The sequence below is a fragment of the Pseudomonas sp. PA1(2017) genome (assembly GCF_001945375.1).
In the GTDB taxonomy this organism is placed as follows: domain Bacteria; phylum Pseudomonadota; class Gammaproteobacteria; order Pseudomonadales; family Pseudomonadaceae; genus Aquipseudomonas.
In genome coordinates this window covers 39,352-65,132 of record NZ_MSXU01000013.1, presented here as the reverse complement: position 1 = coordinate 65,132, position 25,781 = coordinate 39,352, and the positions used below count along the sequence as shown (strand labels likewise).

At 63.8% G+C, this 25,781-nt stretch carries 27 protein-coding genes; 13 read left to right on the top strand and 14 right to left on the bottom strand.

The genetic code is table 11. The features are described from left to right. Positions 1 to 85: 85 nt before the first annotated feature. From gcvP to BVH01_RS18615, 4 genes are all read right to left on the bottom strand, one after another. Positions 86 to 2,938: an aminomethyl-transferring glycine dehydrogenase gene (gcvP, locus tag BVH01_RS18630; RefSeq protein WP_075931735.1), complete on the bottom strand. Its 2,853-nt coding sequence runs from the start codon at positions 2,936 to 2,938 to the stop codon at positions 86 to 88. A 9-nt stretch (positions 2,939 to 2,947) separates the two neighbouring features. Then, the gene (gcvH, locus tag BVH01_RS18625) at positions 2,948 to 3,331 is read right to left on the bottom strand and encodes a glycine cleavage system protein GcvH (RefSeq protein ID WP_075931734.1); all 384 of its coding nucleotides are present in this window, start codon (positions 3,329 to 3,331) and stop codon (positions 2,948 to 2,950) included. 291 nt (positions 3,332 to 3,622) lie between these two features. Beyond that, on the bottom strand, positions 3,623 to 4,426 hold the full coding sequence (locus BVH01_RS18620) for a SirB1 family protein (protein ID WP_075931733.1): 804 nt from the start codon (positions 4,424 to 4,426) through the stop codon (positions 3,623 to 3,625). Between the two features lie 94 nt (positions 4,427 to 4,520). Beyond that, positions 4,521 to 4,784: a YebG family protein gene (locus BVH01_RS18615; RefSeq protein WP_075931732.1), complete on the bottom strand. Its 264-nt coding sequence runs from the start codon at positions 4,782 to 4,784 to the stop codon at positions 4,521 to 4,523. Positions 4,785 to 5,064: 280 nt separating this feature from the next. On the opposite strand from BVH01_RS18615, the gene BVH01_RS18610 reads away from it, so the two are divergent. Then, complete coding sequence (locus BVH01_RS18610) at positions 5,065 to 5,538, top strand: phosphate-starvation-inducible protein PsiE (protein WP_075931731.1); 474 nt, start codon at positions 5,065 to 5,067, stop codon at positions 5,536 to 5,538. 6 nt (positions 5,539 to 5,544) lie between these two features. Here the strand turns inward: BVH01_RS18610 and BVH01_RS18605 are convergent, their stop codons facing one another. From BVH01_RS18605 to yaaA, 7 genes are all read right to left on the bottom strand, one after another. After that, the gene (locus BVH01_RS18605) at positions 5,545 to 8,178 is read right to left on the bottom strand and encodes a DEAD/DEAH box helicase (RefSeq protein WP_075931730.1); all 2,634 of its coding nucleotides are present in this window, start codon (positions 8,176 to 8,178) and stop codon (positions 5,545 to 5,547) included. A gap of 108 nt (positions 8,179 to 8,286) precedes the next feature. Further along, positions 8,287 to 8,532 (bottom strand): hypothetical protein, encoded by a 246-nt coding sequence (locus BVH01_RS18600; RefSeq protein ID WP_075931729.1) that lies wholly within the window; start codon positions 8,530 to 8,532, stop codon positions 8,287 to 8,289. Between the two features lie 65 nt (positions 8,533 to 8,597). Then, the gene (locus BVH01_RS18595) at positions 8,598 to 10,010 is read right to left on the bottom strand and encodes a diguanylate cyclase (protein WP_075931728.1); all 1,413 of its coding nucleotides are present in this window, start codon (positions 10,008 to 10,010) and stop codon (positions 8,598 to 8,600) included. 65 nt (positions 10,011 to 10,075) lie between these two features. Next, the gene (locus BVH01_RS18590; RefSeq protein ID WP_075931727.1) at positions 10,076 to 10,462 is read right to left on the bottom strand and encodes an ABZJ_00895 family protein; all 387 of its coding nucleotides are present in this window, start codon (positions 10,460 to 10,462) and stop codon (positions 10,076 to 10,078) included. A 57-nt stretch (positions 10,463 to 10,519) separates the two neighbouring features. Further along, positions 10,520 to 11,350 carry an SDR family oxidoreductase gene (locus BVH01_RS18585; RefSeq protein ID WP_075931726.1) on the bottom strand — a complete coding sequence of 277 codons (831 nt, stop codon included), beginning with the start codon at positions 11,348 to 11,350 and terminating at the stop codon, positions 10,520 to 10,522. 44 nt (positions 11,351 to 11,394) lie between these two features. Beyond that, positions 11,395 to 11,859 carry a multidrug transporter gene (locus BVH01_RS18580; protein WP_075931725.1) on the bottom strand — a complete coding sequence of 155 codons (465 nt, stop codon included), beginning with the start codon at positions 11,857 to 11,859 and terminating at the stop codon, positions 11,395 to 11,397. Between the two features lie 136 nt (positions 11,860 to 11,995). Continuing rightward, positions 11,996 to 12,775 (bottom strand): peroxide stress protein YaaA, encoded by a 780-nt coding sequence (yaaA, locus tag BVH01_RS18575; RefSeq protein ID WP_075931724.1) that lies wholly within the window; start codon positions 12,773 to 12,775, stop codon positions 11,996 to 11,998. A gap of 386 nt (positions 12,776 to 13,161) precedes the next feature. Here yaaA and BVH01_RS18570 point away from each other — a divergent pair, with 386 nt between their 5' ends. From BVH01_RS18570 to moaE, 4 genes are all read left to right on the top strand, one after another. Next, positions 13,162 to 14,553 (top strand): PhoH family protein, encoded by a 1,392-nt coding sequence (locus BVH01_RS18570; protein ID WP_027905963.1) that lies wholly within the window; start codon positions 13,162 to 13,164, stop codon positions 14,551 to 14,553. A gap of 111 nt (positions 14,554 to 14,664) precedes the next feature. Then, positions 14,665 to 15,144, top strand: a complete 480-nt coding sequence (gene moaC / locus BVH01_RS18565) for a cyclic pyranopterin monophosphate synthase MoaC (RefSeq protein WP_075931723.1) — start codon at positions 14,665 to 14,667, stop codon at positions 15,142 to 15,144. Next, complete coding sequence (locus BVH01_RS18560) at positions 15,141 to 15,383, top strand: MoaD/ThiS family protein (RefSeq protein WP_075931722.1); 243 nt, start codon at positions 15,141 to 15,143, stop codon at positions 15,381 to 15,383. Before moaC ends, BVH01_RS18560 begins: the two co-directional genes overlap by 4 nt. Before the next feature lies 1 nt (position 15,384). After that, entirely contained in the window at positions 15,385 to 15,843 is a 459-nt protein-coding gene (moaE, locus tag BVH01_RS18555; RefSeq protein ID WP_075931721.1) for a molybdopterin synthase catalytic subunit MoaE, read from the top strand. Between the two features lie 8 nt (positions 15,844 to 15,851). Here moaE and BVH01_RS24695 read toward each other — a convergent pair whose 3' ends face one another. Next, the gene (locus BVH01_RS24695; RefSeq protein WP_013790147.1) at positions 15,852 to 16,016 is read right to left on the bottom strand and encodes a hypothetical protein; all 165 of its coding nucleotides are present in this window, start codon (positions 16,014 to 16,016) and stop codon (positions 15,852 to 15,854) included. 270 nt (positions 16,017 to 16,286) lie between these two features. Between BVH01_RS24695 and purT the strand changes: the two genes are divergently transcribed. Then, on the top strand, positions 16,287 to 17,468 hold the full coding sequence (gene purT / locus BVH01_RS18550) for a formate-dependent phosphoribosylglycinamide formyltransferase (protein ID WP_075931720.1): 1,182 nt from the start codon (positions 16,287 to 16,289) through the stop codon (positions 17,466 to 17,468). Between the two features lie 281 nt (positions 17,469 to 17,749). Here purT and BVH01_RS18545 read toward each other — a convergent pair whose 3' ends face one another. Together BVH01_RS18545 and BVH01_RS18540 are read right to left on the bottom strand one after the other, a co-directional pair. Next, complete coding sequence (locus BVH01_RS18545; protein ID WP_075931719.1) at positions 17,750 to 19,003, bottom strand: CNNM domain-containing protein; 1,254 nt, start codon at positions 19,001 to 19,003, stop codon at positions 17,750 to 17,752. 3 nt (positions 19,004 to 19,006) lie between these two features. After that, complete coding sequence (locus BVH01_RS18540) at positions 19,007 to 19,807, bottom strand: inner membrane protein YpjD (RefSeq protein WP_075931718.1); 801 nt, start codon at positions 19,805 to 19,807, stop codon at positions 19,007 to 19,009. A 526-nt stretch (positions 19,808 to 20,333) separates the two neighbouring features. Between BVH01_RS18540 and ffh the strand changes: the two genes are divergently transcribed. From ffh to BVH01_RS18505, 7 genes are all read left to right on the top strand, one after another. After that, positions 20,334 to 21,710 (top strand): signal recognition particle protein, encoded by a 1,377-nt coding sequence (gene ffh, locus BVH01_RS18535; protein ID WP_075931717.1) that lies wholly within the window; start codon positions 20,334 to 20,336, stop codon positions 21,708 to 21,710. A gap of 143 nt (positions 21,711 to 21,853) precedes the next feature. Beyond that, positions 21,854 to 22,105, top strand: coding sequence for a 30S ribosomal protein S16 (rpsP, locus tag BVH01_RS18530; protein WP_009403592.1), 252 nt, complete (start codon positions 21,854 to 21,856; stop codon positions 22,103 to 22,105). A gap of 8 nt (positions 22,106 to 22,113) precedes the next feature. Then, positions 22,114 to 22,650 carry a ribosome maturation factor RimM gene (rimM, locus tag BVH01_RS18525; RefSeq protein ID WP_075931716.1) on the top strand — a complete coding sequence of 179 codons (537 nt, stop codon included), beginning with the start codon at positions 22,114 to 22,116 and terminating at the stop codon, positions 22,648 to 22,650. 4 nt (positions 22,651 to 22,654) lie between these two features. After that, entirely contained in the window at positions 22,655 to 23,407 is a 753-nt protein-coding gene (gene trmD / locus BVH01_RS18520; RefSeq protein ID WP_075931715.1) for a tRNA (guanosine(37)-N1)-methyltransferase TrmD, read from the top strand. Positions 23,408 to 23,447: 40 nt separating this feature from the next. Continuing rightward, on the top strand, positions 23,448 to 23,798 hold the full coding sequence (rplS, locus tag BVH01_RS18515) for a 50S ribosomal protein L19 (RefSeq protein ID WP_075931714.1): 351 nt from the start codon (positions 23,448 to 23,450) through the stop codon (positions 23,796 to 23,798). Between the two features lie 165 nt (positions 23,799 to 23,963). Then, positions 23,964 to 24,860 (top strand): site-specific tyrosine recombinase XerD, encoded by an 897-nt coding sequence (gene xerD / locus BVH01_RS18510; protein ID WP_075931713.1) that lies wholly within the window; start codon positions 23,964 to 23,966, stop codon positions 24,858 to 24,860. Between the two features lie 108 nt (positions 24,861 to 24,968). Beyond that, entirely contained in the window at positions 24,969 to 25,694 is a 726-nt protein-coding gene (locus BVH01_RS18505) for a DsbC family protein (RefSeq protein ID WP_075931712.1), read from the top strand. Positions 25,695 to 25,781 lie beyond the last annotated feature (87 nt).

Here is a 25,781-nt window from a genome sequence, read left to right as displayed (position 1 = left end):
CTCCTGTATAGGTCGTGAGCGGCCCGCAACCGCGTGCGGGCATAGAGGGATAGGGCTGCCGAAGCAGTTGGCAGCCCAGGCGCGATCAGGCGTCCTGATAGGCTTCGATGGACGGGCAGGCGCAGACCAGGTTGCGGTCGCCGAACACGTTGTCGACGCGGCCCACGGGCGGCCAGTACTTGCCGTCGATCAGGCTGCGGGTCGGATAGACCGCCTGTTCGCGGCTGTACGGGTGCGTCCACTCACCCACCAGTTCGGCGGCGGTGTGGGGGGCATTCTTCAGCGGGTTGTCGTCGGCATTCAGCTGGCCGCGCTCGACCGCGCGAATTTCTTCGCGGATGGCGATCATGGCGTCGCAGAAACGATCCAGCTCCTGTTTGGACTCGCTCTCGGTCGGCTCGATCATCAGCGTACCGGCCACCGGAAAGGACATGGTCGGAGCATGGAAGCCGAAGTCGATCAGGCGCTTGGCCACGTCGTCGACGCTGATGCCGCTGCTGTCCTTCAGCGGGCGCAGGTCGAGGATGCATTCGTGAGCCACCAGGCCGCCTTCACCGCTGTACAGCACCGGGTAGTGCTCTTCCAGGCGACGGGCGACGTAGTTGGCATTGAGGATCGCCATCTGCGACGCCAGGCGCAGGCCAGTACCGCCCATCATGCGGATGTACATCCAGGTGATCGGCAGGATGCTGGCGCTGCCGAACGGTGCGGCGCTGACTGCACCTTCCTTGCGCGTCATGTGGCCGTGGCCGGGCAGGAACGGCGCCAGGTGGGCCTTCACGCCGATCGGGCCGACGCCCGGGCCGCCACCGCCGTGGGGAATGCAGAATGTCTTGTGCAGGTTCAGGTGAGAAACGTCGCCGCCGAACTTGCCCGGTGCGCAGAGGCCGACCATGGCGTTCATATTGGCGCCGTCGATGTACACCTGGCCGCCATTGTCGTGGACGATGGCGCAGATCTCGCGGATGCCTTCCTCGAACACGCCGTGGGTGGACGGGTAGGTGATCATGATCGCGGCTAGCTGGTCACGATGCTGCTCGGCCTTGGCGCGCAGGTCGTCGATGTCGACGTTGCCGCGGGCGTCGCAGGCGGTCACCACCACGCGCATGCCGGCCATGTGGGCAGTGGCGGGGTTGGTGCCGTGGGCCGATTGCGGGATCAGGCAGATGTCGCGTTTGTCGTCGCCGCGGCTGTGGTGATAAGCGCGAATCGCCAGCAGGCCGGCGTATTCACCCTGGGAGCCGGCGTTGGGCTGCAACGACACGGCGTCGTAGCCGGTGGCGGCGCAGAGCATGGCTTCCAGTTCGTCGGTCAGTTGCTGATAACCGGCGCTCTGCTCGGCAGGGGCGAACGGGTGCAGGTTGCCGAACTCGGCCCAGGTGACGGGGATCATCTCGCTGGCCGCGTTGAGCTTCATGGTGCAGGAGCCCAGCGGGATCATGCTGCGATCCAGCGCCAGGTCCTTGTCGGCGAGCTTGCGCAGATAGCGCATCAGCTCGGTTTCCGAGTGGTAGCGATTGAACACCGGGTGCTCGAGAATCGCTGACTGGCGCAGTTGCCCGGCGGGCAGGCTGTTGTCGGCCTGAGTAGCTAACGCAGCGAAATCCGGCGCCGGCTTGCCGTCTGCGAACAGCGACCAGAGTTGCTCGATATCCGCCTGGGTAGTGGTTTCATCGAACGACAGGCCGAGGCGTTCGGCATCCACTTCACGCAGGTTGATGGCGGCGGCGCGGGCCTTGTCGTGCAGCGTTGTGGTCTGCGCGCCGGTGCGCAGAGTGACGGTGTCGAAGAACGCCTGCTGCTCGACAGCAAGGCCGAGGCTCTGCACGCCGCGGGCGAAAATCACGGTCAACTGGTGGACGCGCTCGGCGATCCGCGTCAGCCCCTGTGGGCCGTGGTACACGGCGTACATGGCGGCGATGTTGGCGAGCAGCACCTGGGCGGTGCAGATGTTGCTGGTGGCCTTCTCGCGGCGGATGTGTTGTTCGCGAGTCTGCATGGCCAGGCGCAGGGCCGGATTGCCGAAGCGGTCTACCGACATGCCGACCAGGCGCCCCGGCATGTCGCGCTTGAACGCATCGCGGGTGGCGAAGTAGGCAGCGTGCGGGCCGCCGAAGCCCAGTGGCACGCCGAAGCGCTGGGCGCTGCCCAAGGCAACGTCGGCGCCGAATTCGCCCGGTGCCTGCAGCAGGGTCAGGGCCAGCAGGTCGGCGGCAACGGCTACCAGCGCATTGGCAGCGTGGAAGCGCTCGACCACTTCGCGATAGTCGAAGATGTCACCATTGCTCGCCGGGTATTGCAGCAGGGCGCCGAAGAAGGCGCTGGTATCGTCGATGGCCGCCTCATCGCCGACCACTACCTCGATGCCCAAGGGTTCGGCCCGGGTACGCAGCACGTCGAGGGTTTGCGGGTGGCAATGCTGGGAGGCGAAGAAGGCGTTGGCGGCCTTGTTCTTCGACAGGCGCTTGCAGAAGGTCATCGCCTCGGCGGCGGCGGTGCCTTCGTCGAGCAGCGAAGCGTTGGCGATCGGCAGGCCGGTGAGGTCGCTGATCAGGGTCTGGAAGTTGAGCAGCGACTCCAGGCGGCCCTGGGAGATTTCCGGCTGGTAAGGCGTGTAGGCGGTGTACCAGGCGGGGTTTTCCAGCAGGTTGCGCAGGATCGGCGAGGGTGTGTGGGTGCCGTAGTAACCCTGGCCAATGTAGTTGCGAAACAGCTTGTTCTTGGCAGCGATGGCCTTGATGGCGGCCAGGGCATCGGCTTCGCTCTGGCCGTCGCCGGCTGGCAGTACGCTGGTGCCCTTGATGCTGCCCGGGATGACGCTGGCGGTCAGCGCTTCCAGGTCGCTGTAACCCAAGGTTTCCAGCATCGCGGCGGTGTCTTGATCGCGGGGGCCGATATGGCGGGAGATGAATTCGTTGCGGGTGTTCAGATCAGTCATGGCTTTCTCTCAAGCGTCGGCTTTGGCGTTGAGCAGGCGCTCGTAGGCGTCCTGATCGAGCAGGCCGGCCAGGGCGCTGGCATCGGCTGGGCGGAAGCGGAAGAACCAGCCCTGGCCCAAGGGCTCGGCATTGACCAGCTCGGGGCTGGCCTCGAGATCGGGGTTCACTTCGACCACTTCACCATCGAGTGGCATGCCGATGTTGCTGGCGGCTTTCACGGACTCCAGCACCGCCACCTCATCGCCGGCGGCATAAGCCTGCAGTTCGGGCAACTGCACGAACACCACGTCGCCCAGTGCGTCTTGAGCGTAGGCGGTGATCCCTACGGTGACCAGGCCATCGGCCTCCTGACGCAGCCATTCGTGTTCGACGGTGAAACGCAATTCGCTCATGGGGGCTCCCTTGTTGGCCTTTGTGCCCATCTGGGTGGGCGCGATTATCGGGAACTGCTTAGCAAACTCAGTGCCATGTGAAAATATCAATTAAAATCAATAACTTATAATATTTTTTTTGGCCAGGTGCTTAAGGGGTTGTATTGATTTCGATACGAATATTGCGTGCCCGGACCGCTAGCACTCAGCGGCCCCCCGTGTGTCGCCTTTGGCTACGCCTGTGTCGTATTGGATACGGTGTATTGGAATCAGTACGGTTGGCTGGGATCGGCTACCCCCGCCGCGGGGGCCTCAATGAAACGCGGGCTGCGTACTGGATTGGCGCAAGCGCTCGCTGAGCTTGAGGCGCAGAGCTGGCTCTTCGCACAAGAGCAGGGCACGCTGTATGTCGAAGCGCTCGGCATGGGAGCACTCCAGATGCCCGTAGAGATCGGCCCTGGCGAGGTGGTCGTTGGCGTTGGGAGGTGCCAGTTGCAGCACGCGTTCGGCGTCCTTCAGCGCGCTCAGGTAATCCTCGGCCTGTGTATGCAGGTGGCGCAGGTTGCGCGACAGACGCACGATCATGCTGCGGGCATCGCAGCTCAGCATGTGTTCGGCGCTCAATTGGGCATGGGGGCCGAGGTAGCGCAACAGCAGTTCTCGGCAATCGCGGGTATACAGGCGCCGCCCGCCGCAGGGGTCGAGCAGGTGATCGGCGCCAGGCACACGCAGCAGAAAGTAGCCGGGAAAGCTGACGCCCTGTAGGGGAATCTGCAGCCGACGCGCCAGCTCCAGAGCGATCAGCGCGATGCTCAGCGGCTGTCCGCGACGTCGCTGCAGCACCTTGTGCAGCAGCGCGGCTTGCGGGCGCACCGGGCTGTCGTCATCGTCATGAAAGTGCAGATCGCTGAGGTGTCGCAACAAGGGTTGCGCCAATTCCTGGGGCGGGAAGTTGGGCAGGCCGGCACTGACCTGATGCCTGAGGTTCTCGAGCTCGTGCATGACCTGCTCGGGCTGTACCGAGGAGTCATGCTCGGCCGCGACCCAGAGTGCGGCTTCGAACAGCGCCGGCTGTTCGCCGTTCAGACAGGCAAGGCAGTGATCGCGCGCGCTCATGGTCACCTCCCGGGGGATGAGCCTGTTGTAGCTGCGCGCGCTTCGGCCGTCCAGCCCGCAAGAGCGAAGAGATGTTAATGGGCGTGCGGGGCGGTCATTCCGCTTCCGGTTGAGTGCTCAATTCACCGAGAGCATCGGGCTGATTCTTGAACGCCTTGGCGAATACATCGCGATTTCTGGCCATGTAGATACCCAGCTCCTCGCCCTGATCCTCGCTGAGCGACGGTACCGCGTTGCGCAATACATCGCTGAGCAGTTCGGCCAGCTCCAGCATCTTGTCATGACGATCTGCTTCGGCCTTATCCATAAACAAACGCTCCGGGTCGCGACTGCTGCGGTACACCACTTCGACGGCCATTCATCACCTCTACGCCTTCGCTGATAATCGAAAAAATACTGTTCATACATACAGTTTTGGCAAGCATAATCAACTGCGCTGCGTTTGAACAGCGTAAACCTGAGATGCCGAACGTGCGCGGCATCCCGTCTCGCTCAACGGGGGCAATGTGCCTTCTCCGCCCCAGCAGGCTTCTGTATGCCATCGCAGTCGGCTCGCTGGTCTTGTTCCTGCATGGGAATGTCATGCGGGCGCGTCATGATCACGGCGCCAGGCTGCATCAATCGGAAAGGGGAATGCCATGAAGTGGGTGGACGATAGCCGCAAGCGGATGCACAGGGGCGCGAATTCGATCGGTAATCTGTTCGTCGAGGGCTTTCATTACCTGGGGCTGTTCGCCATCGGCGCGGCGACCGCCTGGGCGTCGGTCGCGGCGTTCATCGGCATGGTGGAAAAGGGCAGTGCCAGCGTGGATGACATTCTGCTGCTGTTCATCTATCTGGAGCTGGGGGCGATGGTCGGCATCTACTTCAAGACCAACCATTTGCCGATCCGCTTTTTGCTGTATATCGCCATCACCGCGCTGACCCGCTACCTGATTGGCGACGTATCCCATCACAAGGCGCCGGACATCGGCCTGCTCTACCTGTGCGGCGGCATCTTCTTCCTGGCGTTGTCGGTGCTGGCGGTGCGTTTCGCGTCGTACAAGTTCCCGTCCAGCAAGGCCATCGATTCCACCGGCGAGGTGGTGGGCGACAACTACAGCGAGCGCTGAGGGCGCTCAGTCAGCCAGCGGCGCGAACAACGCCTGCAGGTCGTCTTCACTGAGCTGCCAGCTGCTCTGGCTGCCGCCTTCTTCGAGCAGGCCGTGGGCCAGGTTGGCCTTGGCCTGCTGCAAGTGCTGGATCTTTTCTTCCACGCTGCCGCGGGCGATCAGCTTGTAGACGAACACCGGCTTGTCCTGGCCGATGCGGTAGGCGCGGTCGCTGGCCTGGGCCTCGGCTGCCGGGTTCCACCAGGGATCGAAATGGATCACCGTGTCGGCAGCGGTCAGGTTCAGGCCTGCGCCACCGGCCTTGAGGCTGATCAGGAAGACCGGAAACTGCCCGGCCTGGAACTGTTCCACGGGCGTGCGCCGGTCACGGGTGCTGCCGGTCAGTTTGGCGTAGCCGATACTGCGCGCCTGCAGCTCGCTTTCGATTAGTGCCAGCATCGAGGTGAACTGCGAGAACAGCAGCACGCGGCGGCCTTCGCCGATCAGTGCTTCGAGCATGTCCAGGAGGCTGCTGAGCTTGCCGGAGTCGCTGCTGCTCAGTTCGGCTGGCGCATCGTCGAGCAGGCGCAGGTCGCAGCACACCTGGCGCAGGCGCAGCAGCGCTTCGAGGATCACGATCTGGCTGCGCGCCAGGCCTTGGCGGGTGATCTCCTCGCGCACCTTGCGATCCATGGCCAGGCGCAGGATCTCGTAGCGGTCGCGCTGGGCAGGCGTCAGTTCCACCCACTGGGTGATTTCGGTCTTGGGCGGCAGCTCGCGGGCGACCTGTTCCTTCTTGCGGCGCAACACGAATGGTTTGATTCGCCCACGCAGGTGCGCCAGGCGCTGCTCGCTGCCGTGCTTCTCGATAGGCGTGCGGTAGTCGCGGGTGAAGCGCTTGGCGTCGCCGAGCCAGCCGGGCATCAGGAAGTTGAACAGCGACCACAGCTCGCCCAGGTTGTTTTCCAGCGGCGTGCCGCTCAGGCACAGGCGCTGGCGGGCGTTGATCTGACCGGCGGCGAGGGCGGCCTTGCTGCGCGGGTTCTTGATGCTCTGGGCTTCGTCGAGAATCAGCAGGTGGAAGCGTTGGGCGGTGAGCGTCTTGAGGTCGCGCGGCAGCAACGCATAGGTGGTAAGCACTACATCGTGCTCGGCGATCAGCTTGAACTGGCTACGCCGTTTGCTGCCGTGCAAGGCCAGCACCTTGAGGGTCGGCGCGAAACGCGCAGCCTCGTCCTGCCAGTTGGGGATCAGGCTAGTGGGCATGACGATCAGCGCCGGCTGCTGCAGGCGACCGTTCTGCTTCTCTAGGAGAATGTGCGCCAAGGTCTGCAAGGTCTTGCCCAGGCCCATGTCGTCGGCCAATACGCCGCCGACCTCCAGCTCCCCCAGCGCCTGCATCCAGCCCAGCCCCTGAAGCTGGTAAGGGCGCAATTGCGCGGCCAGATCGTCGGGCGCGCTCACCGCCTGTTGGCTGGTGTGCTGCAGGCGCCTGGCGAACTCGCGCAGCTCGATACCGCCGTGCCAGTTCAGCGCCGGCCCCTGCTGCAGGGCATTCAGGCGAGCGGCATCGGCCCGCGCCAGGCGCACGCGGGTGCCGATCTCGTCGGCATCGCCGATGAACAGCTCACCCAGTGCGGCCAGCAAGGGTTTCAGGCGTGCGTAGGGCAGGGCCACGCGGCGCTGGCTGTGGGGCAGGCTGACTAGCAGCAATTCTTCGTCCTGGCGCTGCGCCAGGGCATCGCCGGAAAGCAGCCAGGGCGAGCGGCGGATGGCCTGCAGCAACACGGGCAGCAGGCTGATGCGCTGGCCTTCCACCTCGATACCCAGCTCCAGGTCGAACCAGCCCTGTTCGGGTAGCTCGTCGACATCGGCGTACCAGTCGTCGATCTCGGCCAGGTTGTACTGGAAGTCGGGTTGGATCTCGACGCGCCAGCCTTCGGTGCGCAGCGCCGGAACCTGCTGCTGCATGAAACCCAGCCAGGCGGCATCGCCCTGCAGTTCGAAATGCTCGCCAGGGTGCTGGGCCAGGGCTTCGCTCTGCCTCAGGGCAATGCGCAGGCCAGCGGCTTCCAGGCGGCGCCGTAGCTCGGCTTCCCGGGCCGTGTCGCGAGGGATGCGCAACTGGCGATTGGGCCCCAGGCGCACCAGCAGATCCTTGGCCGTTTTACCCACCGCGCTGTGGCCCTGATAGTCGAAAGCCAGGGCGGCACGGTGCTGGGTCTGTTCCAGCATGCGCCCCTTGCGCGCATCGAAATGCACGCGCACGTGGCTGCCCAGGGTCAGGATCGGCTGCGGCTGCACATCGTCCAGCACGGTTTCGTCCACCGGCTTTTCGGTAACGATCAAGGTGCCCATGTCATCGCCAGCACGCTGTCGCGCCTCGAGGGTGAGCAGGGCGGCCACCACATGCTTGCAGTTGAAACCCACCGGGCAGCTGCAATGGCCGGTCACGCCCCAGCCCTTGCCGTAGGCGTGCAGGGTGATGCGCTGCTGGTAAGGGCGCTCGCCACTGCCCAGGCAACTGGCGAGCAGGCTGTGATCCTTGAGGCTCAGCAGACGGCTCAGGCCGCGGGTGGCGTAGTCCTGGCCGCGGCGCAGCGCGCCTTCGTCGAAGTCGCCGCGCCAGTCGGCCTGCTGCAGGTGCAGGATGTCAGGCATCGGGCGGGCTCTCTGGCATCAGGGCGAGGTCTGGCATGGCTGTTGGAAAACGATGGCAAGCCGCCGATGGTCTCACAGCTCGCCCGGGAATGGCAGCACTGCGGCCACTCAGGCGCGTTCGGCTGACGTCTCGGTCTTGAGGGCGCCGCGAATGTTCATCGCCCCCAGGCACAGTTGCAGCACGATCAGCGCATAGGCGTGGCTGTAGAGGCCCCAGGCGATCCACAGCAGGTTACTGGCCATGAATACCCAGAAGCCCAGGTTGCGGCGGCGGCGCTGCTTGGAGGCGACCAGCCAGGCGGCGATGACGGTGATCAGCATGGCTGGCCATTGCAGCCAGTCGAGGTACTCCATAAGGCATCCTGAAACTGGAAGTGACTTCAGTAGCGACCGGCACCCTGACGCGGACGTTCGACCTTTCAGACCGGATTGCTTTCGCGCTGCGCCTTGTCGGCGTACATCTCGGTGTCAGCCATGCGCAGCAACTCGCTGGCGGTGCTGCCGTCCTCCGGCGCGATGGCGATACCGATGCTGATGCCTACCTGCAAGCTCTGCCCATTGAAGGCGATAGGTTCACCCAGCTCGTCCTCGATGCGTTGCCCCAGGCGAATGGCCGCGGCCCTGTCGAGGCCGGGTAGGAGCGCGGCGAACTCGTCGCCGCCCAGGCGCGCCGGCATGTCGATGCTGCGCAGCAGGCCGCGCAGGCGTCGGGCGCTGACCTTGAGCACCTCGTCGCCGGCGGCGTGACCGTAGCGATCGTTGATCTGCTTGAAATGATCCAGGTCGATCATCATCAGCGCGAAGGATGCCGAGCGGCCTTTGGCCAGGGCGCTGGCGACGCTGTGGTCGAACACCCGGCGGTTCGGCAGTTCGGTCAGCGGATCCTGGTGGGCAAGGGTGTTGAGAGGCCGTAGCAGGTGCCGGCCGATCAGCACCACCACCAGTGCCGAGAGCCCCAGGCTGGCCAGCAGCAGGTAGCGCTGGAAGCGCTCGATGCGCTCGTAAGCGGCCATGTTCTGGCTCAGCGACTTGCCGGCGATCAGTAGTACCTCGCTGGCCTCCTGGGCGTTGAAGTTGCTCAGCGCTACCGAGCGCATCAGGTATTCGTCGTGCTCATCCTGCAGCGTCCATTCGGCACCGTCGACCAATGCCGCCGGGTTGCCCAGCAAGCGTTCGAAACTGCTGCTCAGGGTATTGCCGTGCAACTGCCAGGCACCATTCTGGCCCCGGGACAGGAACACGAAGTCGGTGTCGGTGACCTGCTTGAGGGCTTCGGCGAGTTCATCATCGATGGCGAAACCGAGAGTCAGCTCGGCCTGGGGGGTGGGCATGCTCACCACGCTGTGGATGAGCTGGTAGAGCACACCGCTCTGGCTGCGCAGCAGGCTCACCGGTTGGGCATCAGGCCTGGCGGACTGGGCGGCCGCCTTGAGTAGCGGCGCGATATCGGTTTGCTGCAGCTCCCTGGGCACGCTGGCGATCAACTGGCGGTCGAGGGTGTTGAGCAGTGCGAGGTCGGCCTTCAGCCGCCTGCCGTGATTGCCCAGCATGGATTCGATGGTCGAGCGCTCGCCCGTGGCGATGGCCTCCTTGAGGCCGTAGTCGGCAGCCAGCACAGCAGCGCCCTGGGCCAGTTGCCGCTGGCGCAGTTCGAGTAGCTCGTCGACCACCTGGGTGGTGGTCTGCAAGCTGCTGCTGATGGTTTCCTCGACGATGCTGCGGTTGGTGCGGGTGCTGACCAGGTAGATCACCACCTGTACGCTCAGCAGCGCCACGAGCAGCACTTTGATGATGCGTCGCTCCTGGGTCTTGATGTGCCGGCTGCTTCTCATCGAGGTTCCAAATCGTTCTTTGTCATCGAGTGTAGAGCAGCGATTGGCCGGCAAGTGCCGGCTGATCAGGGCGTGCGCTTGAAGATGCGCTCCGAGAACAGCAATTGGGCGAGTAGCGGATAGGCGAGGTAATGCAGGATGAAGATCACTATGCCCATGGGGCTGGGCTCGTCCTGCAGAGTCATCATGGTCAGCAGCCCGGCGTACAGCAGCGCCAGCATGCCGCCGTACAGCCACACCAGGCGGCGTCGCTCACCACGCGTGGGCGGGCGGCGTTGCTGCCAGGCGAACAGCAACGCCATCAGCGCCGCGATGCTGGCAGCGATCACCAGGGTGGCCAGCACGCCGCCGAGTTTGACGAAGCTGCGCAGCAGCACGTTGAGCAGCACGGCCGCCACCACGCCGATGATGGCGTAGCGCAGCATGGCGACAGGCTGATGGGAAGGCGGCATGGCGACAGGGCTCAACGATGGCGATGAAACTTGGAGTCTCGCCCGTGACGCCAGGTTCTACAAGCGGCGATCCAGGCCGAAGCGGCGGCTCAGCACGCGGTCGAGCAGGGCGCCGGGCAACAGTGCCGAAAGCAGCGGCAAGGCCCGGCTGCCGTTGCCCAGGCGCAGCACCCGAGGGCGCTTGGGGCTGGCTACGGCGGCGAACACGTTGCGTGCGACGTGGCTGGCTGGGGTCGGGTTGTCCTGGGAGGCGATGGCGCGGGCGCGGATGCCGTCACGCATTGGCCACCATGGCGAATGCTCGCCGATCAATTGCTCGGCCTGGCGGCTGGCGTGGGTGCCGAAGCTGGATTCGATGGCGCCCGGCTGCACCTCCATCACGCCGACGCCAAATGGCGCGAGCTCCAGGCGCAGGGCGTCGCTGACGGCGTGCACCGCGGCCTTGGAGGCGCAGTAGGCGCCCGCGAACGGGGTCACCAGCACCGCTGATACGCTGCCGATATTGATCACCAGGCCCTTGTTCTGGCGCAGCAGCGGGAACAGCGCACGGGTCACGTTGATCAGGGAGAACACGTTGGTCTCGAACTGCTTGCGCATCGCCGTGGCGCCGCCATCGAGCAGCGGGCCCATGGCGCCGTAACCGGCATTGTTGATCAGCACGTCGAGCCCGCCGATGCGTTCCTTGAGTGTGGCGGCCAGCTGTTCGACGGCGCTGGCGTCATTCACGTCCAGTTGCACGGCATGGAACCCGGCTTCGCTCAGGCGTGCCACGTCTTCGCTTTTGCGGGCGCTTGCCCAGACCTGATAACCCTGTTGCGCGAAGGTGTCGGCCAGTGCCCGGCCGATGCCACTGGAGCAGCCGGTGATCAGAACCGTAGGGTGGCTCATGGATAATCCTTGTGATTGTTGTTGTGTGGATCGTGAAACAGCGCCTAGCGACTGAAGGTGCCTTGCAGCTGCTCGGCGCGGAATTCCAGGGTGCTGGCGCGATAGCCGCTACGCAGGGTAGGCAGGGGCAGGCAGGTTTGCCAGTCGGCACCGGGCAACAATTCACCGGGGCCGCTGTAGCGAGGTGCTTCGTACAGGCGCTGCGCCAGATTGACGCTGTCGCCCGGCCGGTAGGCGGTGATCTGCCAGCGCAGCTCCTGAAGAGCAGCCTCGCTGCCGTTGTGCAGGTGCAGGCTCAACGGACGATCGGCCGGACAGCTCTGCGGGGCGTGGGTAAGGCGCAGTTCCAGGTGAGCCAGGTCGCGGTTCTCGCGGCTTTCCTGCCACAGCACCCAGCTCGTCACCAAGCCCAGCCCGGCCAGTGCGGCCAGGGAAATGGGCAGGGCCTTGGCCGGGTAGCGGATCAGCAGGATGAACCAGCTGAGAACCAGAATCGCGCCGAAAATCATGACTGGACCTTGAATGTCGAGTGTCCGCCAATCCTACACAAGGCCGATGGGCTCGGCACCCGCCCAGGGATTGGTGGATGTTTCGCCAACGTCCGTTTCTCGCCACGAGGCAGCTCGTGATGAAGCGCCGGAGTCCTCACTCCGGCGCGTGATCGCGCAGGAACACCAGCTTGTCGGCGCTCGAATCCTTTGCCGAGAAGCGGTAGCCCTGGTCGTCGAAATCCTTGAGGTGTTGCGGGTCCGTCACTCGCTCGCGGATCACATGGCGGGCCATCAGGCCGCGGGCCTTCTTGGCGTAGAAGCTGATGATCTTGTACTGGCCATTCTTCAGGTCCTTGAATTCGGTGTCGATGATTCGCGCCTTCAGCACCTTGCGCTTGACCGCCCCGAAGTATTCGTTGGATGCCAGGTTGAGCAGCACGTCGTCGCCCTGGGCGACCAGCGCCTGATTCAGCCACTCGCTGATGTGCTCGCCCCAGAACGCGTAGAGGTCTTTGCCGCGGGCGTTGGCCAGCTTGGTACCCATCTCCAGGCGATAGGGCATCATCAGATCCAGCGGGCGCAGCAGCCCATACAGGCCGGAGAGCATGCGCAAGTGCTGCTGGGCGAAATCGAAGTCGGCCTCGGTGAAGCTCTCCGCGTCCAGCCCGGTGTACACGTCGCCCTTGAAGGCCAGCAGCGCCTGCTTGGCGTTCTGCGTGTCGAAGGCCGGCGTCCAGCTGCCAAAGCGCGCGGCGTTGAGCCCGGCCAGTTTGTCGGACAAGTGCATCAGCTCGGCGATCTGCGCAGGCGTGAAGTCGCACAACTGGGCGACCAGCTCTTGGGAATGATCGAGAAATTCGGGCTGGGTGAAGCGCGCGGTCACCGGTGCGCTTTCGTAGTCCAGGGTCTTGGCAGGTGAAATCACCATCAGCATGAGTCGTCTCCTTCGGCGGAGCGGCGATTCTAGCCGATTCGGCAGGGCCCGCGTGTTGCGCGGCAGGGGGCTGGACTCATGACTCTAGTGCCCGGCGGGCGCCGCTGCCAAGGTCATTCGTCCAACCGACAAATAAAAATAAAAAAACTGAAAAGATCATTTGCCTGTCACATTTTTTGGAGTATCAACGAACTGTGGTTTGCGACGAGCCGGGCATGATGACCGGCCCGTGCAGACAACGCCTTGAAAGACCGCCGAACCCTGCAGACAGGTGGCGGCCCTCGGCCCTCATCCGTTTGCGGCGCTCCTGATCGGGAGTCGGTGGTCCTGTGTGGCGGAGCGCCGTCCTGGCATTCCGTCGCTGGATCCGACAAGAGGTGACGAGTATGGATGACCACGGACGCATCAAGCCCACCGCCCCAACCTTGTACGCTCTCGACACCAATGTCCTGATTCACGATCCCAATGCGCTGCTCAATTTCCAGGAACACCACGTTGCCATCCCGATGACGGTGCTGGAGGAACTCGACAAGCTGAAAACCGGCAAGCAGGGCGTCGCCGCCGAATGTCGGCAAGCCATCCGCCTGATCGACAAGATTCTCGATGGCGCTACCCCCGAGGAGGTCGAGCACGGGGTGCCGATCCAGCGCGACAAGAGCGGACCCTGCGGTTTTCTGTCGATTCTCATGAGCAAGAGTGCGGCGCCGGTCACCTGGCTGCCGGAAGACCTCAACGACAACAAGATCATCAACCAGCTTGTGGAGCTGAAGTCGCGACGCCCGGGCATGTCCGTCGTGCTGGTGACCAAGGACATCAACATGCGCCTGAAGGCGCGTGGTTGCGGGCTGGATTCCGAGGATTATCACACTGACCAGTTGGTCGACGACATCTCGCTGCTTTCCAAGGGTTACCACGACGTCGAAGGTGCCTTCTGGGACCGCGTCGCCAAGGTCGATACCCGCCAGGGCCATGGGCGTACCTGGCACCGCGTGCAGCTCAGCGAGGACTTGCCGGCGGTCAACGTCAACGAATTCATCATCGATGAGCAGGGCTTCGTCGGCTGGGTCAAGGAGGTCGAAGGCAACGAACTGCTGATTCTCGATCTGCACCAGGAGCCGCTGCTGCACCAGGAAGCCTGGGGGCTCAAACCAAGGGACATCCACCAGGCGCTGGCGCTCTACGCGCTGCTCGACCCGGACATTCATCTGGTCAACCTGACCGGCGCAGCCGGCTCGGGCAAGACCATCCTGGCGCTGGCGGCGGCCATCGAGCAAACCATGGTCAGCAAGCGCTACCGGCGCATCATCGCCACCCGTTCGGTACAGGGCCTGGACCAGGAAATCGGCTTTCTGCCCGGCACCGAGGCCGAGAAGATGGAGCCCTGGCTGGGCGCCATCACCGACAACCTCGAAGCCCTGCACATGGATGACGAGAACACCCATGGCAGCGTCGACTACATCCTGCAAAAAGTGCCCCTGCAGTTCAAATCCCTGAACTACATTCGCGGGCGCAGCTTCCAGCAGAGCCTGATCCTGATCGACGAATGCCAGAACCTCACCCCGCACCAGATGAAGACCATCATCACCCGTGCCGGCAATGGCTCCAAGGTGATCTGCCTGGGCAACCTGGCGCAGATCGATACGCCGTACCTTTCGGCGCCCAGCTCGGGGCTGACCTACCTCACCGAGCGCTTCAAGGGCTTCGAGCACGGTGTGCACATCACCCTGCAGGGCGTGCCGCGCTCGATCCTCGCCGAGTACGCCGAAAGCCACATGTAACCCCTCGCCCCGGAGCCGCCTGGCGGCTCCGGGCATTCATTGCGGCGCCCATGGTTTGCAGGGGCCGGTGCGGGGCCTACAATCGCCAGGTTTTCTACTTGGAGATTGCCCGTGCTGACCCATCTCGACTCCCAGGGGCGCGCCAATATGGTCGACGTCAGCGACAAGGCGCAGACCGTGCGTGAAGCCGTGGCCGAGGCCCGGGTGCGCATGCTGCCCACCACGCTGCAGATGATCGTCGACGGTGAGCACCCCAAGGGCGATGTCTTCGCCGTGGCGCGTATCGCCGGCATCCAGGCCGCGAAAAAGACGTCCGATCTGATTCCGTTGTGTCATCCGCTGATGCTCACCAGCGTCAAGGTCGAGCTGCGGGCCGATGGCGACGACGCCGTACTGATCCGCGCGCGCTGCAAACTCACCGGCCAGACCGGCGTGGAGATGGAAGCGCTGACCGCCGCCAGTGTCGCGGCGCTGACCATCTATGACATGTGCAAGGCGGTGGATCGCGGCATGATCATCGAGCAGGTGCGCCTGCTGGAAAAACTTGGTGGCAAGAGCGGCCACTTCCTGGCAGGCGAGGGCGAGCGATGATCCACGTGCAGTATTTCGCCCGTTATCGCGAAACCCTGGGGGTGGATGCCGAGGAGCTACCGGGCGATTTCGCGACCCTCGATGAATTGCGCCTGCACCTGCTGGCCCGCGGCGGCGCCTGGGAGGTGCTCGCCGAGCGCGGCCTGATGTGCGCCCGCAACGAAGAACTCTGCGCGTTGAGTGAGGCGCTGGTCGACGGGGATGCAGTGGCGTTCTTCCCCACGGTCACCGGAGGCTGAGATGGCAGTTCGCGTCCAGCAGGCCGTTTTCGATCCCGGCTTGGAAACCAACGCCGTGCATGCCGCCAACACCGGCGTCGGCGCCGTGGCGTGCTTCGTCGGCTACGTGCGTGATTTCAATGACGGCCAGGACGTGGCCGGCATGTTTCTCGAGCATTTCCCCGGTATGACCGAAAAGGCCCTGGCTGGCATCGAGAGCCAAGCCCGCGAGCGCTGGCCATTGTTGGGCGTCGAGGTGATCCACCGCGTCGGGCGGCTGGAGCCGGGTGAGCCGATCGTCTTCGTTGGCGTAGCCAGCGCCCACCGCCAGGCGGCCTTTCAGGCCTGCGAGTTCATCATGGACTACCTGAAAACCCGCGCGCCGTTCTGGAAGAAGGAAGACACCCCCAGCGGCCCGCGCTGGGTCGAGGGGCGCGACAGCGATCAGGTCTCCGCTCGGCGCTGGCAGGCCGACAGCTGAAAGGCGTTTCAGCCGAACTCGATGAATACCTTGAAGAACAGCGGGGCGAACATCGACAGCGCGCCCAGCCCGGTCAGCCAGATGCCCCATTCCTGTTCGCGGTTGTTGAAGCCGATGCCCAGCAGCAGAAAGCCGCTGATCAGCAGCACGATCATGATGTGGAAAGCGTCCATGGCGAAGCCTCCTCGCAAGTGTCGCGTGCCATGAGCTGCGCCGCTACCTTGGTTGCAATGCAGCGCTGGCCTACACCTTGAGCGTAGTCCAGTGGCGGGGCGCCGAGGCTGATCCAGGGCAATTCGCGGGATCAATAATGGCCTCGCGAGCAGCCTGCGGATAACGGCGAAAACACTGCGCGTCGGCCGGTCTGCCGATTTTGGTCGCGATCGCGGCCGGGCGTGATTAAAATCGCCGCCTGAATTCTCCTGCTACCCAAGGATCCTGTTATGCCCCGTATCGGAACCCCCCTGTCGCCCAGCGCGACCCGTGTGTTGCTGTGTGGCTCGGGCGAGCTCGGCAAGGAAGTGGTCATCGAGCTGCAGCGCCTCGGTGTGGAAGTGATCGCCGTCGATCGCTACGCCAACGCACCGGCCATGCAGGTGGCGCATCGCAGCCACGTGATCAACATGCTCGATGGCGCGGCGCTGCGTGCCGTGATCGAGCAGGAGAAACCGCATTACATCGTGCCGGAGATCGAAGCGATCGCCACCGCCACGCTGGTGGAGCTGGAAAACGAAGGCTACACCGTGATCCCCAGCGCTCGCGCCGCGCAGCTGACCATGAACCGTGAAGGCATTCGTCGCCTGGCCGCCGAAGAACTCGGCCTGCCGACCTCGCCCTACAAGTTCGCCGACTCCTTCGAAGAGTTCCAGGCGGCCGTGGGCACCATCGGCTTTCCGTGCGTGGTCAAGCCAATCATGAGTTCGTCGGGCAAGGGCCAGTCGGTGCTCAAGAGCGCCGATGACGTGCAGAAAGCCTGGGACTACGCCCAGGCGGGTGGCCGTGCCGGCAAGGGCCGGGTGATCGTCGAGGGTTTCATCGACTTCGACTACGAAATCACCCTGCTGACCGTGCGCCACGTCGGTGGCACCACCTTCTGCGCGCCGGTCGGTCATCGCCAGGAGAAGGGCGACTATCAGGAGTCCTGGCAGCCCCAGGCGATGAGCGAGGCCGCTCGCGCCGAGGCCGAGCGTATCGCCCTGGCCGTTACCGGCTCGCTCGGTGGTCGTGGTCTGTTCGGCGTCGAGTTGTTCGTCAAGGGCGATCAGGTGTGGTTCTGCGAAATCTCGCCGCGCCCGCACGACACCGGCCTGGTAACCCTGATCTCTCAGGATCTGTCCGAATTCGCCTTGCATGCACGGGCCATTCTCGGCCTGCCGATCCCGGCGATCCGCCAATTCGGCCCGTCCGCCTCGGCGGTGATTCTGGTCGAGGGCGAGTCCAGGCAGGTCAGTTTCGGCAGTCTCGGCGCCGCGCTCACCGAGCCGGATACCGCCCTGCGCCTGTTCGGCAAGCCGGAAGTCAGCGGTCAGCGCCGCATGGGCGTTGCTCTGGCGCGCGACGAGTCGCTGGAAGCAGCCCGCGCCAAGGCGCTGCGGTCGGCACAGGCAGTCAAGGTCGAGCTGTAACGCTTCGATTCCTGTTCACTGGCGCAACGGCCGCAATGTGGCGGTAGCGGCCGTTATTCGATCCACTGTAGGAGCCGCGACCTCGCGGCGATTCGCTCAGGCACCGCCGAAATAGGCAGTCAGGCTGCAATCGTTTCGCCCCGAGGTCGGGGCTCCCACAGGTTGGTTTGAGTGGCTGCTCATGCCTTCTTCCCGTCAACCCGTGAATAAGGTGAGCTCTCAGTTACGGGCGCCCGCGAACAGCTTCTCGGCACCAGCGGCATCTTGCCTCTGATCATGCTTCAGTGCTGCTGCGCTTCCCAGGCCCGAACTTCCAGCACCCGACTACCGCTGGCCTGGAGAATCTCCAGCCGGTATCGGCCTACCTGCAAACACACCGCGCAGTCCGGAATGTTCTCCAGCACTTCGGTCACCAGGCCGTTGACCGTCTTCGGCCCGTCGACCGGCAACCGCCAGCCCAGTGCCCGGTTCACCTCGCGCAGATAGGCGCTGCCCTGGATCGACCAGGTGCCGTCGCCCATTGCGTGAAACTCACGAGGATGGGCGGTTTCCACCGAGCTCAGGTCGCCGACGATCTCTTCGAGGATGTCTTCCAAGGTAACGATGCCCATGGCCTCGCCATACTCGTCGATCACCACGGCCGTGCGGTACTTGTGCTGCTGGAAATTCACCAACTGGTTTGCCAGCGTGGTGCCTTGCGGCACGAAGTACGCCGAGTCGCACGCTTGCAATACCGCCGCTTCGTCCAGCTCGCTGCGCCCGGCCAGGCGGCGCATGTGCAGGATGCCTTCGGTCTGGTTGAGGCCGTTGCGGTACACCGGCAGGCGGGTGTGCGAGGCTGCGCGTACCTGTTCGAGCAGCGGCGTGCTGCCCGACAGGTCGATGCCGTTGATCTCGTGGCGCGGAATCATCACGTCCTCGACGCTGACCTTGTCCAACTCCAGCACGCCCAGCAGCATCGCGCGTCGCTCGGCGGGCAGCGGCAGGTCGTCGGCCTGCAGCGCGTCGCGCAGCTCGGTGAGGCTCGGCGCATCATCGGGTTCGGTACTCTGGTCCGTTTTGCCAATGCGCCGGCGCAGCCCCTGACCGATGGTCATCAGCAGTCGGGTGAGCGGAGCCAGCGCCAGGCTGACCAGCGTCAGCGGATAGCTTGCCGGGTAGGCGAACAGCGGCGGCGGCAGGATGGCCAGCAGGCGACCGAACGGATGGGCCAGCATCAGCACGGCCAGCGTCAGGATGAACGGCGATGGCGCCAGGTTGCCGGGCGCGCCGTGGCGCAAGGCCAGCAAGGTGGCGGCCACCGAGGCGGCCATGGTGCTGCAGATGGTGCCGATGCGCAGGGTGGCCGACAGCCGCTGTGGCTGGTCGAGCAGGGCGATCAGCCGAGCGGCGGCGCGATGGCCCTGACGCGCCCGGTAGCGCAGCCGATAGCGGTTGAGGCCGAACAGCACGGTGCGCGCGCAGATGAAGAAGGTCGCGCAGCCCAGCAGGGTCAGCAGCAGGGCCAGCTGGAAAAGCGGTGAGGGCGTGTCCACGGCTCAGATGTGCAGGATGAATTCACGAACCAGCTTGCTGCCGAAGAAGGCCAGCATCAGCAGGCAGAACCCGGCCAGCGTCCAGCGGATCGCCTTGTGACCGCGCCAGCCGAGTTGGTGGCGGCCCCACAGCAACACGGCGAACACCACCCAGGCGAAGCACGACAGGATGGTCTTGTGCACCAGGTGCTGGGTGAACAGATTGTCGATGAATACTGCGCCGGACAACAGCGACAGCGACAGCAGCGCCCAGCCGCTCCACAGGAAGCCGAACAGCAGGCTTTCCATGGTTTGCAGCGGCGGGAAGTTGCGGATCAGTCCGGAGGGATGCTTGTGCTTGAGCTGGTGATCCTGCACCAGCAGCAGCAGTGACTGGAACATGGCGATGGTCAGCATGCCGTAGGCGGCGATAGACAACAGGATATGGGCGAGAATGCCGGGGCCTTCCTCTATCGGCTGGCTGGTGCCGCTGGGCATGAACTGCGCGCACAGCACCGTCAGCCCGCCGAGCGGAAACAGAAACAGCAGCAGGTTGTGCACCGGCATGCGCTGGCACGCCAGCAGGATCAGCGCGATTACCGTGAAAGCGATCAGGCTGGCGGTGTTGAAGAAGTCCAGGTTCAGCCCGGTGCTGCCACGCATCTGCATGAACAGGCTGCCGCCGTGGAACAATAGGGCGATAAAGCCTGCCAGCAGCAACACCGGTTGGCTGGGCGTGCTGCGGCGGGCCAGATGCAGGCCTTGATAGCTGGCGGCGCCAAAATAGAGGATGGCGGCGGCGAGGCTGGGCAACAGAGGGTGCATAGATCCTGGATACGCGGGCTCAAAGGCGCTGAGTGTGGCACACAACCGGTGTCGCAAAAAGACTGCAAGCGGTATCCGCTCTCACTAGGGTCTGTTGACGGTTCACGCACGGCCGCGCCGGCGCCCGTTTTTTCGCGAGGCAAGGGCCGCGCCCGCTCCCTGCGGGCTTGCGGCATTTCCCACATCCATGTGGGTCACACCGCCGCGAAGTTTAGCTGGCTAAATGAGCCGGCGAGAAACGCTGCATCGCGAAAAAACGGGCCCGGCCCTGCGGGTTGCGCGAGAAAACTCGCCATGCGTCGTTGGAGGACTTGGCAAGGGAATGACCATTCCCTGCGTCCTCCGCCTAGCGGATCGCCGCCCGGCCTGGCGAGATTTCTCGCGGCAACGCGGCTCGCGTTGAACCGTCAACAGACCCTGGGTCGCAGCGGCGCCGACAAAGAAGCCTCGAAAGCGTCGCGGTCTTCGTTATAATCCGCCGTTTGCTGCCAGCCCATCCCGGCCAGACGGCCCGAAAGGAACGCGCATGTTCGAAAACTTAACCGATCGCCTCTCGCAGACTCTGCGCAGCGTCACTGGCAAGGCCAAGCTGACCGAGGACAACATCAAGGACACCCTGCGCGAAGTGCGCATGGCGTTGCTCGAGGCCGACGTGGCGCTGCCCGTGGTCAAGGATTTCGTCGCCCGCGTCAAGGATCGCGCGGTCGGCACCGAGGTGTCCAAGAGCCTGACCCCGGGCCAGGCGTTCGTGAAGATCGTGCGTCTGGAGCTGGAAAGCCTCATGGGCGCCGCCAACGAAGACCTCGACCTGAGCACCACGCCGCCGGCGGTGGTGTTGATGGCTGGTCTGCAGGGTGCCGGTAAGACCACCACCGTGGGCAAGCTGGCGCGCCTGCTCAAGGAGCGCAAGAAGAAGAGCGTGATGGTGGTCTCCGCGGACGTCTACCGTCCGGCGGCGATCAAGCAGCTGGAAACCCTGGCGAGCGACATCGGCGTGACCTTCTTCCCGTCCGATATCACCCAGAAACCGGTGGCCATCGCCGAGGCGGCGATCCGCGAAGCCAAGCTCAAGTACATCGACGTGGTGCTGGTCGATACCGCCGGTCGCCTGGCCGTCGATGCCGAGATGATGGCCGAGATCCAGGCGCTGCACGCTGCGGTGAAGCCGGTGGAAACCCTGTTCGTGGTCGACGCCATGACCGGTCAGGACGCCGCCAACACCGCCAAGGCCTTCAACGATGCGCTGCCGCTCACCGGCGTGGTGCTCACCAAGGTCGACGGCGATGCCCGTGGCGGTGCCGCGCTGTCGGTGCGCGCCATCACCGGCAAGCCGATCAAGTTCATCGGTATGGGCGAGAAGAGCGAAGCGCTCGAGCCCTTCCATCCCGAGCGAATCGCCTCGCGCATTCTCGGCATGGGCGACGTGCTCAGCCTGATCGAGCAGGCCGAGCAGACCCTCGATCGCGAGAAGGCCGAGAAGCTCACCAAGAAGCTCAAGAAGGGCAAGGGTTTCGACCTCGAGGACTTCCGCGACCAGCTCGTGCAGATGAAGAGCATGGGCGGCCTCGGCGGCCTGATGGACAAGCTGCCGCAGATGGGGGGCGTCAATCTCGCGCAGATGGGCAATGCCCAGGGCGCCGCGGAAAAGCAGTTCAAGCAGATGGAGGCGATCATCAACTCGATGACGCCTGCCGAGCGCCGCGACCCCGATATCATCAGCGGCTCGCGCAAGCGCCGTATCGCCATGGGTTCTGGCACCCAGGTGCAGGACATCGGCCGGCTGATCAAACAGCACAAGCAGATGCAGAAGATGATGAAGAAATTCAGTGCCAAAGGTGGCATGGCCAAGATGATGCGCGGCATGGGCAACATGATGCCGGGCGGCGGCATGCCGAAGTTCTGATGGCTCTGGCAGGCCGCCTGGCGGCCTGTGGAAAAAGAGATTTGCAAACAGCCGCATAATCCTTAGAATATGCGGCCTTTCGGGCCTAGGCCCATTTTTGATGTGTGCCTCAAGTTAGCACCGACTACAGGAACGATGTTCACATGGTAACTATTCGTCTCGCTCGTGGCGGCTCCAAAAAGCGCCCCTTCTACCACCTCACCGTGACCAACAGCCGCAATGCGCGCGACGGTCGCTTCGTAGAGCGCATCGGTTTCTTCAACCCGATCGCCTCGGGTGCTGAAGTCAAGCTGTCCGTGAATCAAGAGCGCGCCACTTACTGGCTGAGCCAGGGTGCCCAGCCGTCTGAGCGTGTTGCTCAGCTGCTGAAAGAAGCTGCCAAGGCTGCTGCCTAAGCACTTCTATGAGCACGACGCCGGCCCCCGCCGAGGATCTTCTGGTTCTTGGCAAGATCGTTTCGGTGCATGGCGTCAAGGGTGAGATAAAGGTGTATTCCTTTACCGATCCGCTGGATAACGTGCTCGATTACCCTCGCTGGACGCTACGGCGCGACGGTGAGGTGAAACAGGTTGAACTGGCTGGTGGACGCTTGCAGGGCAAGGTTCTGGTCGCCAGGCTGAAAGGGCTCGATGATCGTGAAGTGGCGCGTACCTACGCGGGCTTCGAGATCTGCGTTCCTCGCAGCCAGCTGCCGGAGCTCGATGACGGCGAGTTCTACTGGTATCAGCTGGAAGGTCTGAAGGTTATCGATCAGGCAGGGCAACTGCTCGGCAAGGTCGATCATCTGTTCGAGACCGGTGCCAATGACGTGATGGTGGTCAAGCCCTGCGCTGACAGCCTCGATGATCGTGAGCGTCTGTTGCCTTATACGCAGCAGTGCGTGTTGTCGATCAGCCTCGAGGCTGGCGAGATGCGGGTCGATTGGGATGCGGATTTCTGACGCCATGGCGAGCCTGCGCGTCGATGTCATTACGCTGTTCCCTGAGATGTTCGCCGCCATCGGCGATTACGGCATCACCAGTCGTGCGGTGAGGCAGGAGCTGTTGCAGCTGACCTGCTGGAACCCACGCAGTTACACCACGGATCGTCATCACACGGTTGACGACCGCCCCTTCGGTGGTGGTCCCGGCATGGTGATGAAGATCAAGCCGCTGGAAGATGCTCTGGCCGATGCCAGGCAGGCCAGCGACGTTGCGGCGAAGGTGATCTACCTGTCGCCGCAAGGCCGCCCGCTGACGCAGGCGGCGGTACGCGAGCTGGCGAAGGAGGAGCGTTTGATCCTCATTGCCGGCCGCTACGAAGGCGTCGACGAGCGTTTCATCGAAGCGCACGTCGACGAGGAATGGTCGATCGGCGACTACGTCCTGTCTGGCGGTGAGCTGCCAGCCATGGTGCTGATCGATGCGGTAACGCGCCTTTTGCCTGGTGCATTGGGTCATGCAGATTCGGCCGAGGAAGACTCCTTCACGGATGGCTTGCTCGACTGCCCGCACTACACCCGTCCGGAGGTGTATGCGGATAAGCGTGTTCCGGAGGTGCTGCTTGGCGGCAACCACGAACACATCCGGCGCTGGCGTTTGCAGCAGTCCCTGGGACGCACCTGGGAACGCCGTGTCGATCTTCTGGATAGCCGCTCGCTTTCTGGAGAAGAGAAGAAGCTGCTGGAGGAATACATCCGCCAGCGGGACGATAACTAATATCGATGGCCGGCCTGACGGCCCGTCTTAGGAGCGCAGCATGACCAACAAAATCATTCAGCAAATCGAAGCTGAGCAGATGAGCAAAGAGATCCCGACCTTTGCCCCGGGCGACACCGTAGTCGTTCAGGTGAAAGTGAAGGAAGGTGACCGTCAGCGTCTGCAGGCGTTCGAAGGTGTGGTAATCGCCAAGCGTAACCGTGGTCTGAACAGCGCCTTCACTGTGCGCAAGATCTCCAGCGGCGTAGGCGTTGAGCGTACTTTCCAGACCTACAGCCCGCTGGTCGACAGCCTGGCAGTCAAGCGTCGCGGCGACGTTCGCAAGGCCAAGCTGTACTACCTCCGCGACCTGTCCGGCAAGGCAGCGCGCATCAAGGAAAAACTGGTTTAATCCAGCTTTCCCCCTCGAAAAAAGCAGCCTCGGCTGCTTTTTTCGTTTCTGGCGTTTGGTGGGCTGGCAGCCGTTTCGCAAGCCACCTGCTCCCACAAAAGCAGCGCAGTATCTGCTTTTGATTGTGTTGATAATGAATTCTTTGCGTAGTGCAGATCTGACCCCATGTCCGCTGTCGACCATCCATTGATCGAGCGTTTCATCGAGGCTTTGTGGCTGGAGAAGGGCCTGTCCGCCCATACCCAGTCGGCCTATCGCAGCGATTTGGCGCTGCTCAACGGCTGGCTGCAGGCCCGTGACGTGGAGCTGCAGGCGGTGGGGCGCGAGGTGCTGCTCGATCACCTGGCCTGGCGCATGAATGAGGGCTACAAGGCGCGCTCCACGGCGCGGCTGATCTCCGGCATGCGCGGCTTCTACCGCTTCCTGTTGCGCGAAGGGATCATCGATGCCGATCCCACGCTGCAGGTCGACATGCCGCAACTTGGCCGGCCGCTGCCCAAATCGTTGTCCGAGGCGGATGTCGAGGCATTGCTGGCTGCGCCGGATCTGGGTGATCCCATTGGCCTGCGCGATCGCGCCATGCTCGAGGTGTTGTACGCCTGCGGGTTGCGGGTCAGCGAGCTGGTCGGGCTGACGCTCGAACAGGTCAATCTGCGCCAGGGCGTGCTGCGGGTGTTCGGCAAGGGCAGCAAGGAGCGCCTGGTGCCCATGGGCGAGGAAGCCATCGGTTGGGTCGAGCGCTATTGTCGCGAGGCGCGGCCCGCGCTGCTGGCTGGTCGTCCCGCGGACGTGCTGTTCCCTAGCCTGCGTGGTGAGCAGATGACCCGGCAAACCTTCTGGCACCGCATCAAGCATCAGGCCCAGGTGGCGGGCATCAGCAAGTCGCTGTCGCCGCACACCCTGCGCCATGCGTTCGCCACCCATTTGCTCAATCACGGCGCGGATTTGCGCGTAGTGCAGATGCTGCTGGGCCACAGTGATCTGTCCACCACGCAGATCTACACCCATATCGCCCGCGCCCGCTTGCAGGCATTGCATGCCCAGCACCATCCGCGTGGCTGAATCGGTTGTCGCCAGTTCGCGCTTTGCGTCTGCTGCCCGCAGCCTGGGGCCCTGGTTATGGTAGTCTCTGTCCTTTCCCTGTCACCCCGTCGCTCGATAGGAGTATTCATGCGTGTGACCCGCATCGTCGCGGCCATGGCTCTCGGCCTGGTCAGCACTCTCGGCCATGCCGCCGACCCGGATCAGGCGATCCGCAAGAACCTGCTTTCCATTCAGCCCGATCTGCCGATCGAGGCCATTGCCGAGAGCCCGATGCCCGGTGTCTACCAGGTGCAGCTCAAGGGTGGTCGCCAGCTGTATGCCAGCGCCGACGGGCAGTTCGTGATGCAGGGCTACCTGTTCCAGTTCAAGGATGGCCAGGCCATCAACCTGACCGAAGCGCAAGAAAGCAAGGCCATCGCCAAGCAGATCAACGGCATTCCGGCCAAGGACATGGTGGTCTTCGCGCCGAAAGAGCCGAAGGCGCACATCACTGTGTTCACCGATACCGATTGCGGCTACTGCCAGAAGCTGCACAGTGAAGTGGGCGAGCTGAACAAGCTGGGCGTCGAAGTGCGTTACCTGGCCTTCCCGCGCCAAGGGCTGGGCAGCAAAGGTGCCAAGGATCTGGCCAGCGTGTGGTGCTCCAAGGATCGCCAGGCGGCCATGAACAAGGCCAAATCGCGCGAGTCGGTCCCGGCGGCTACCTGCGATAACCCGGTTGCCCAGCAGTACCAGCTGGGGCAGATGATCGGCGTCAACGGCACGCCAGCGATCATTCTTGAAAACGGCAAGATGATTCCCGGTTATCAACCGGCGGCGCAGCTGGCAAAGCTGGCCCTGGAAGCCAAGTGATCCGGCTCGATTGACTATCAGACAGCCGCTTCGTAATGTGCGGCTCTTTTTTCCACGGCTGGCGCCCGCGTCGGCCGTTTTACGCAG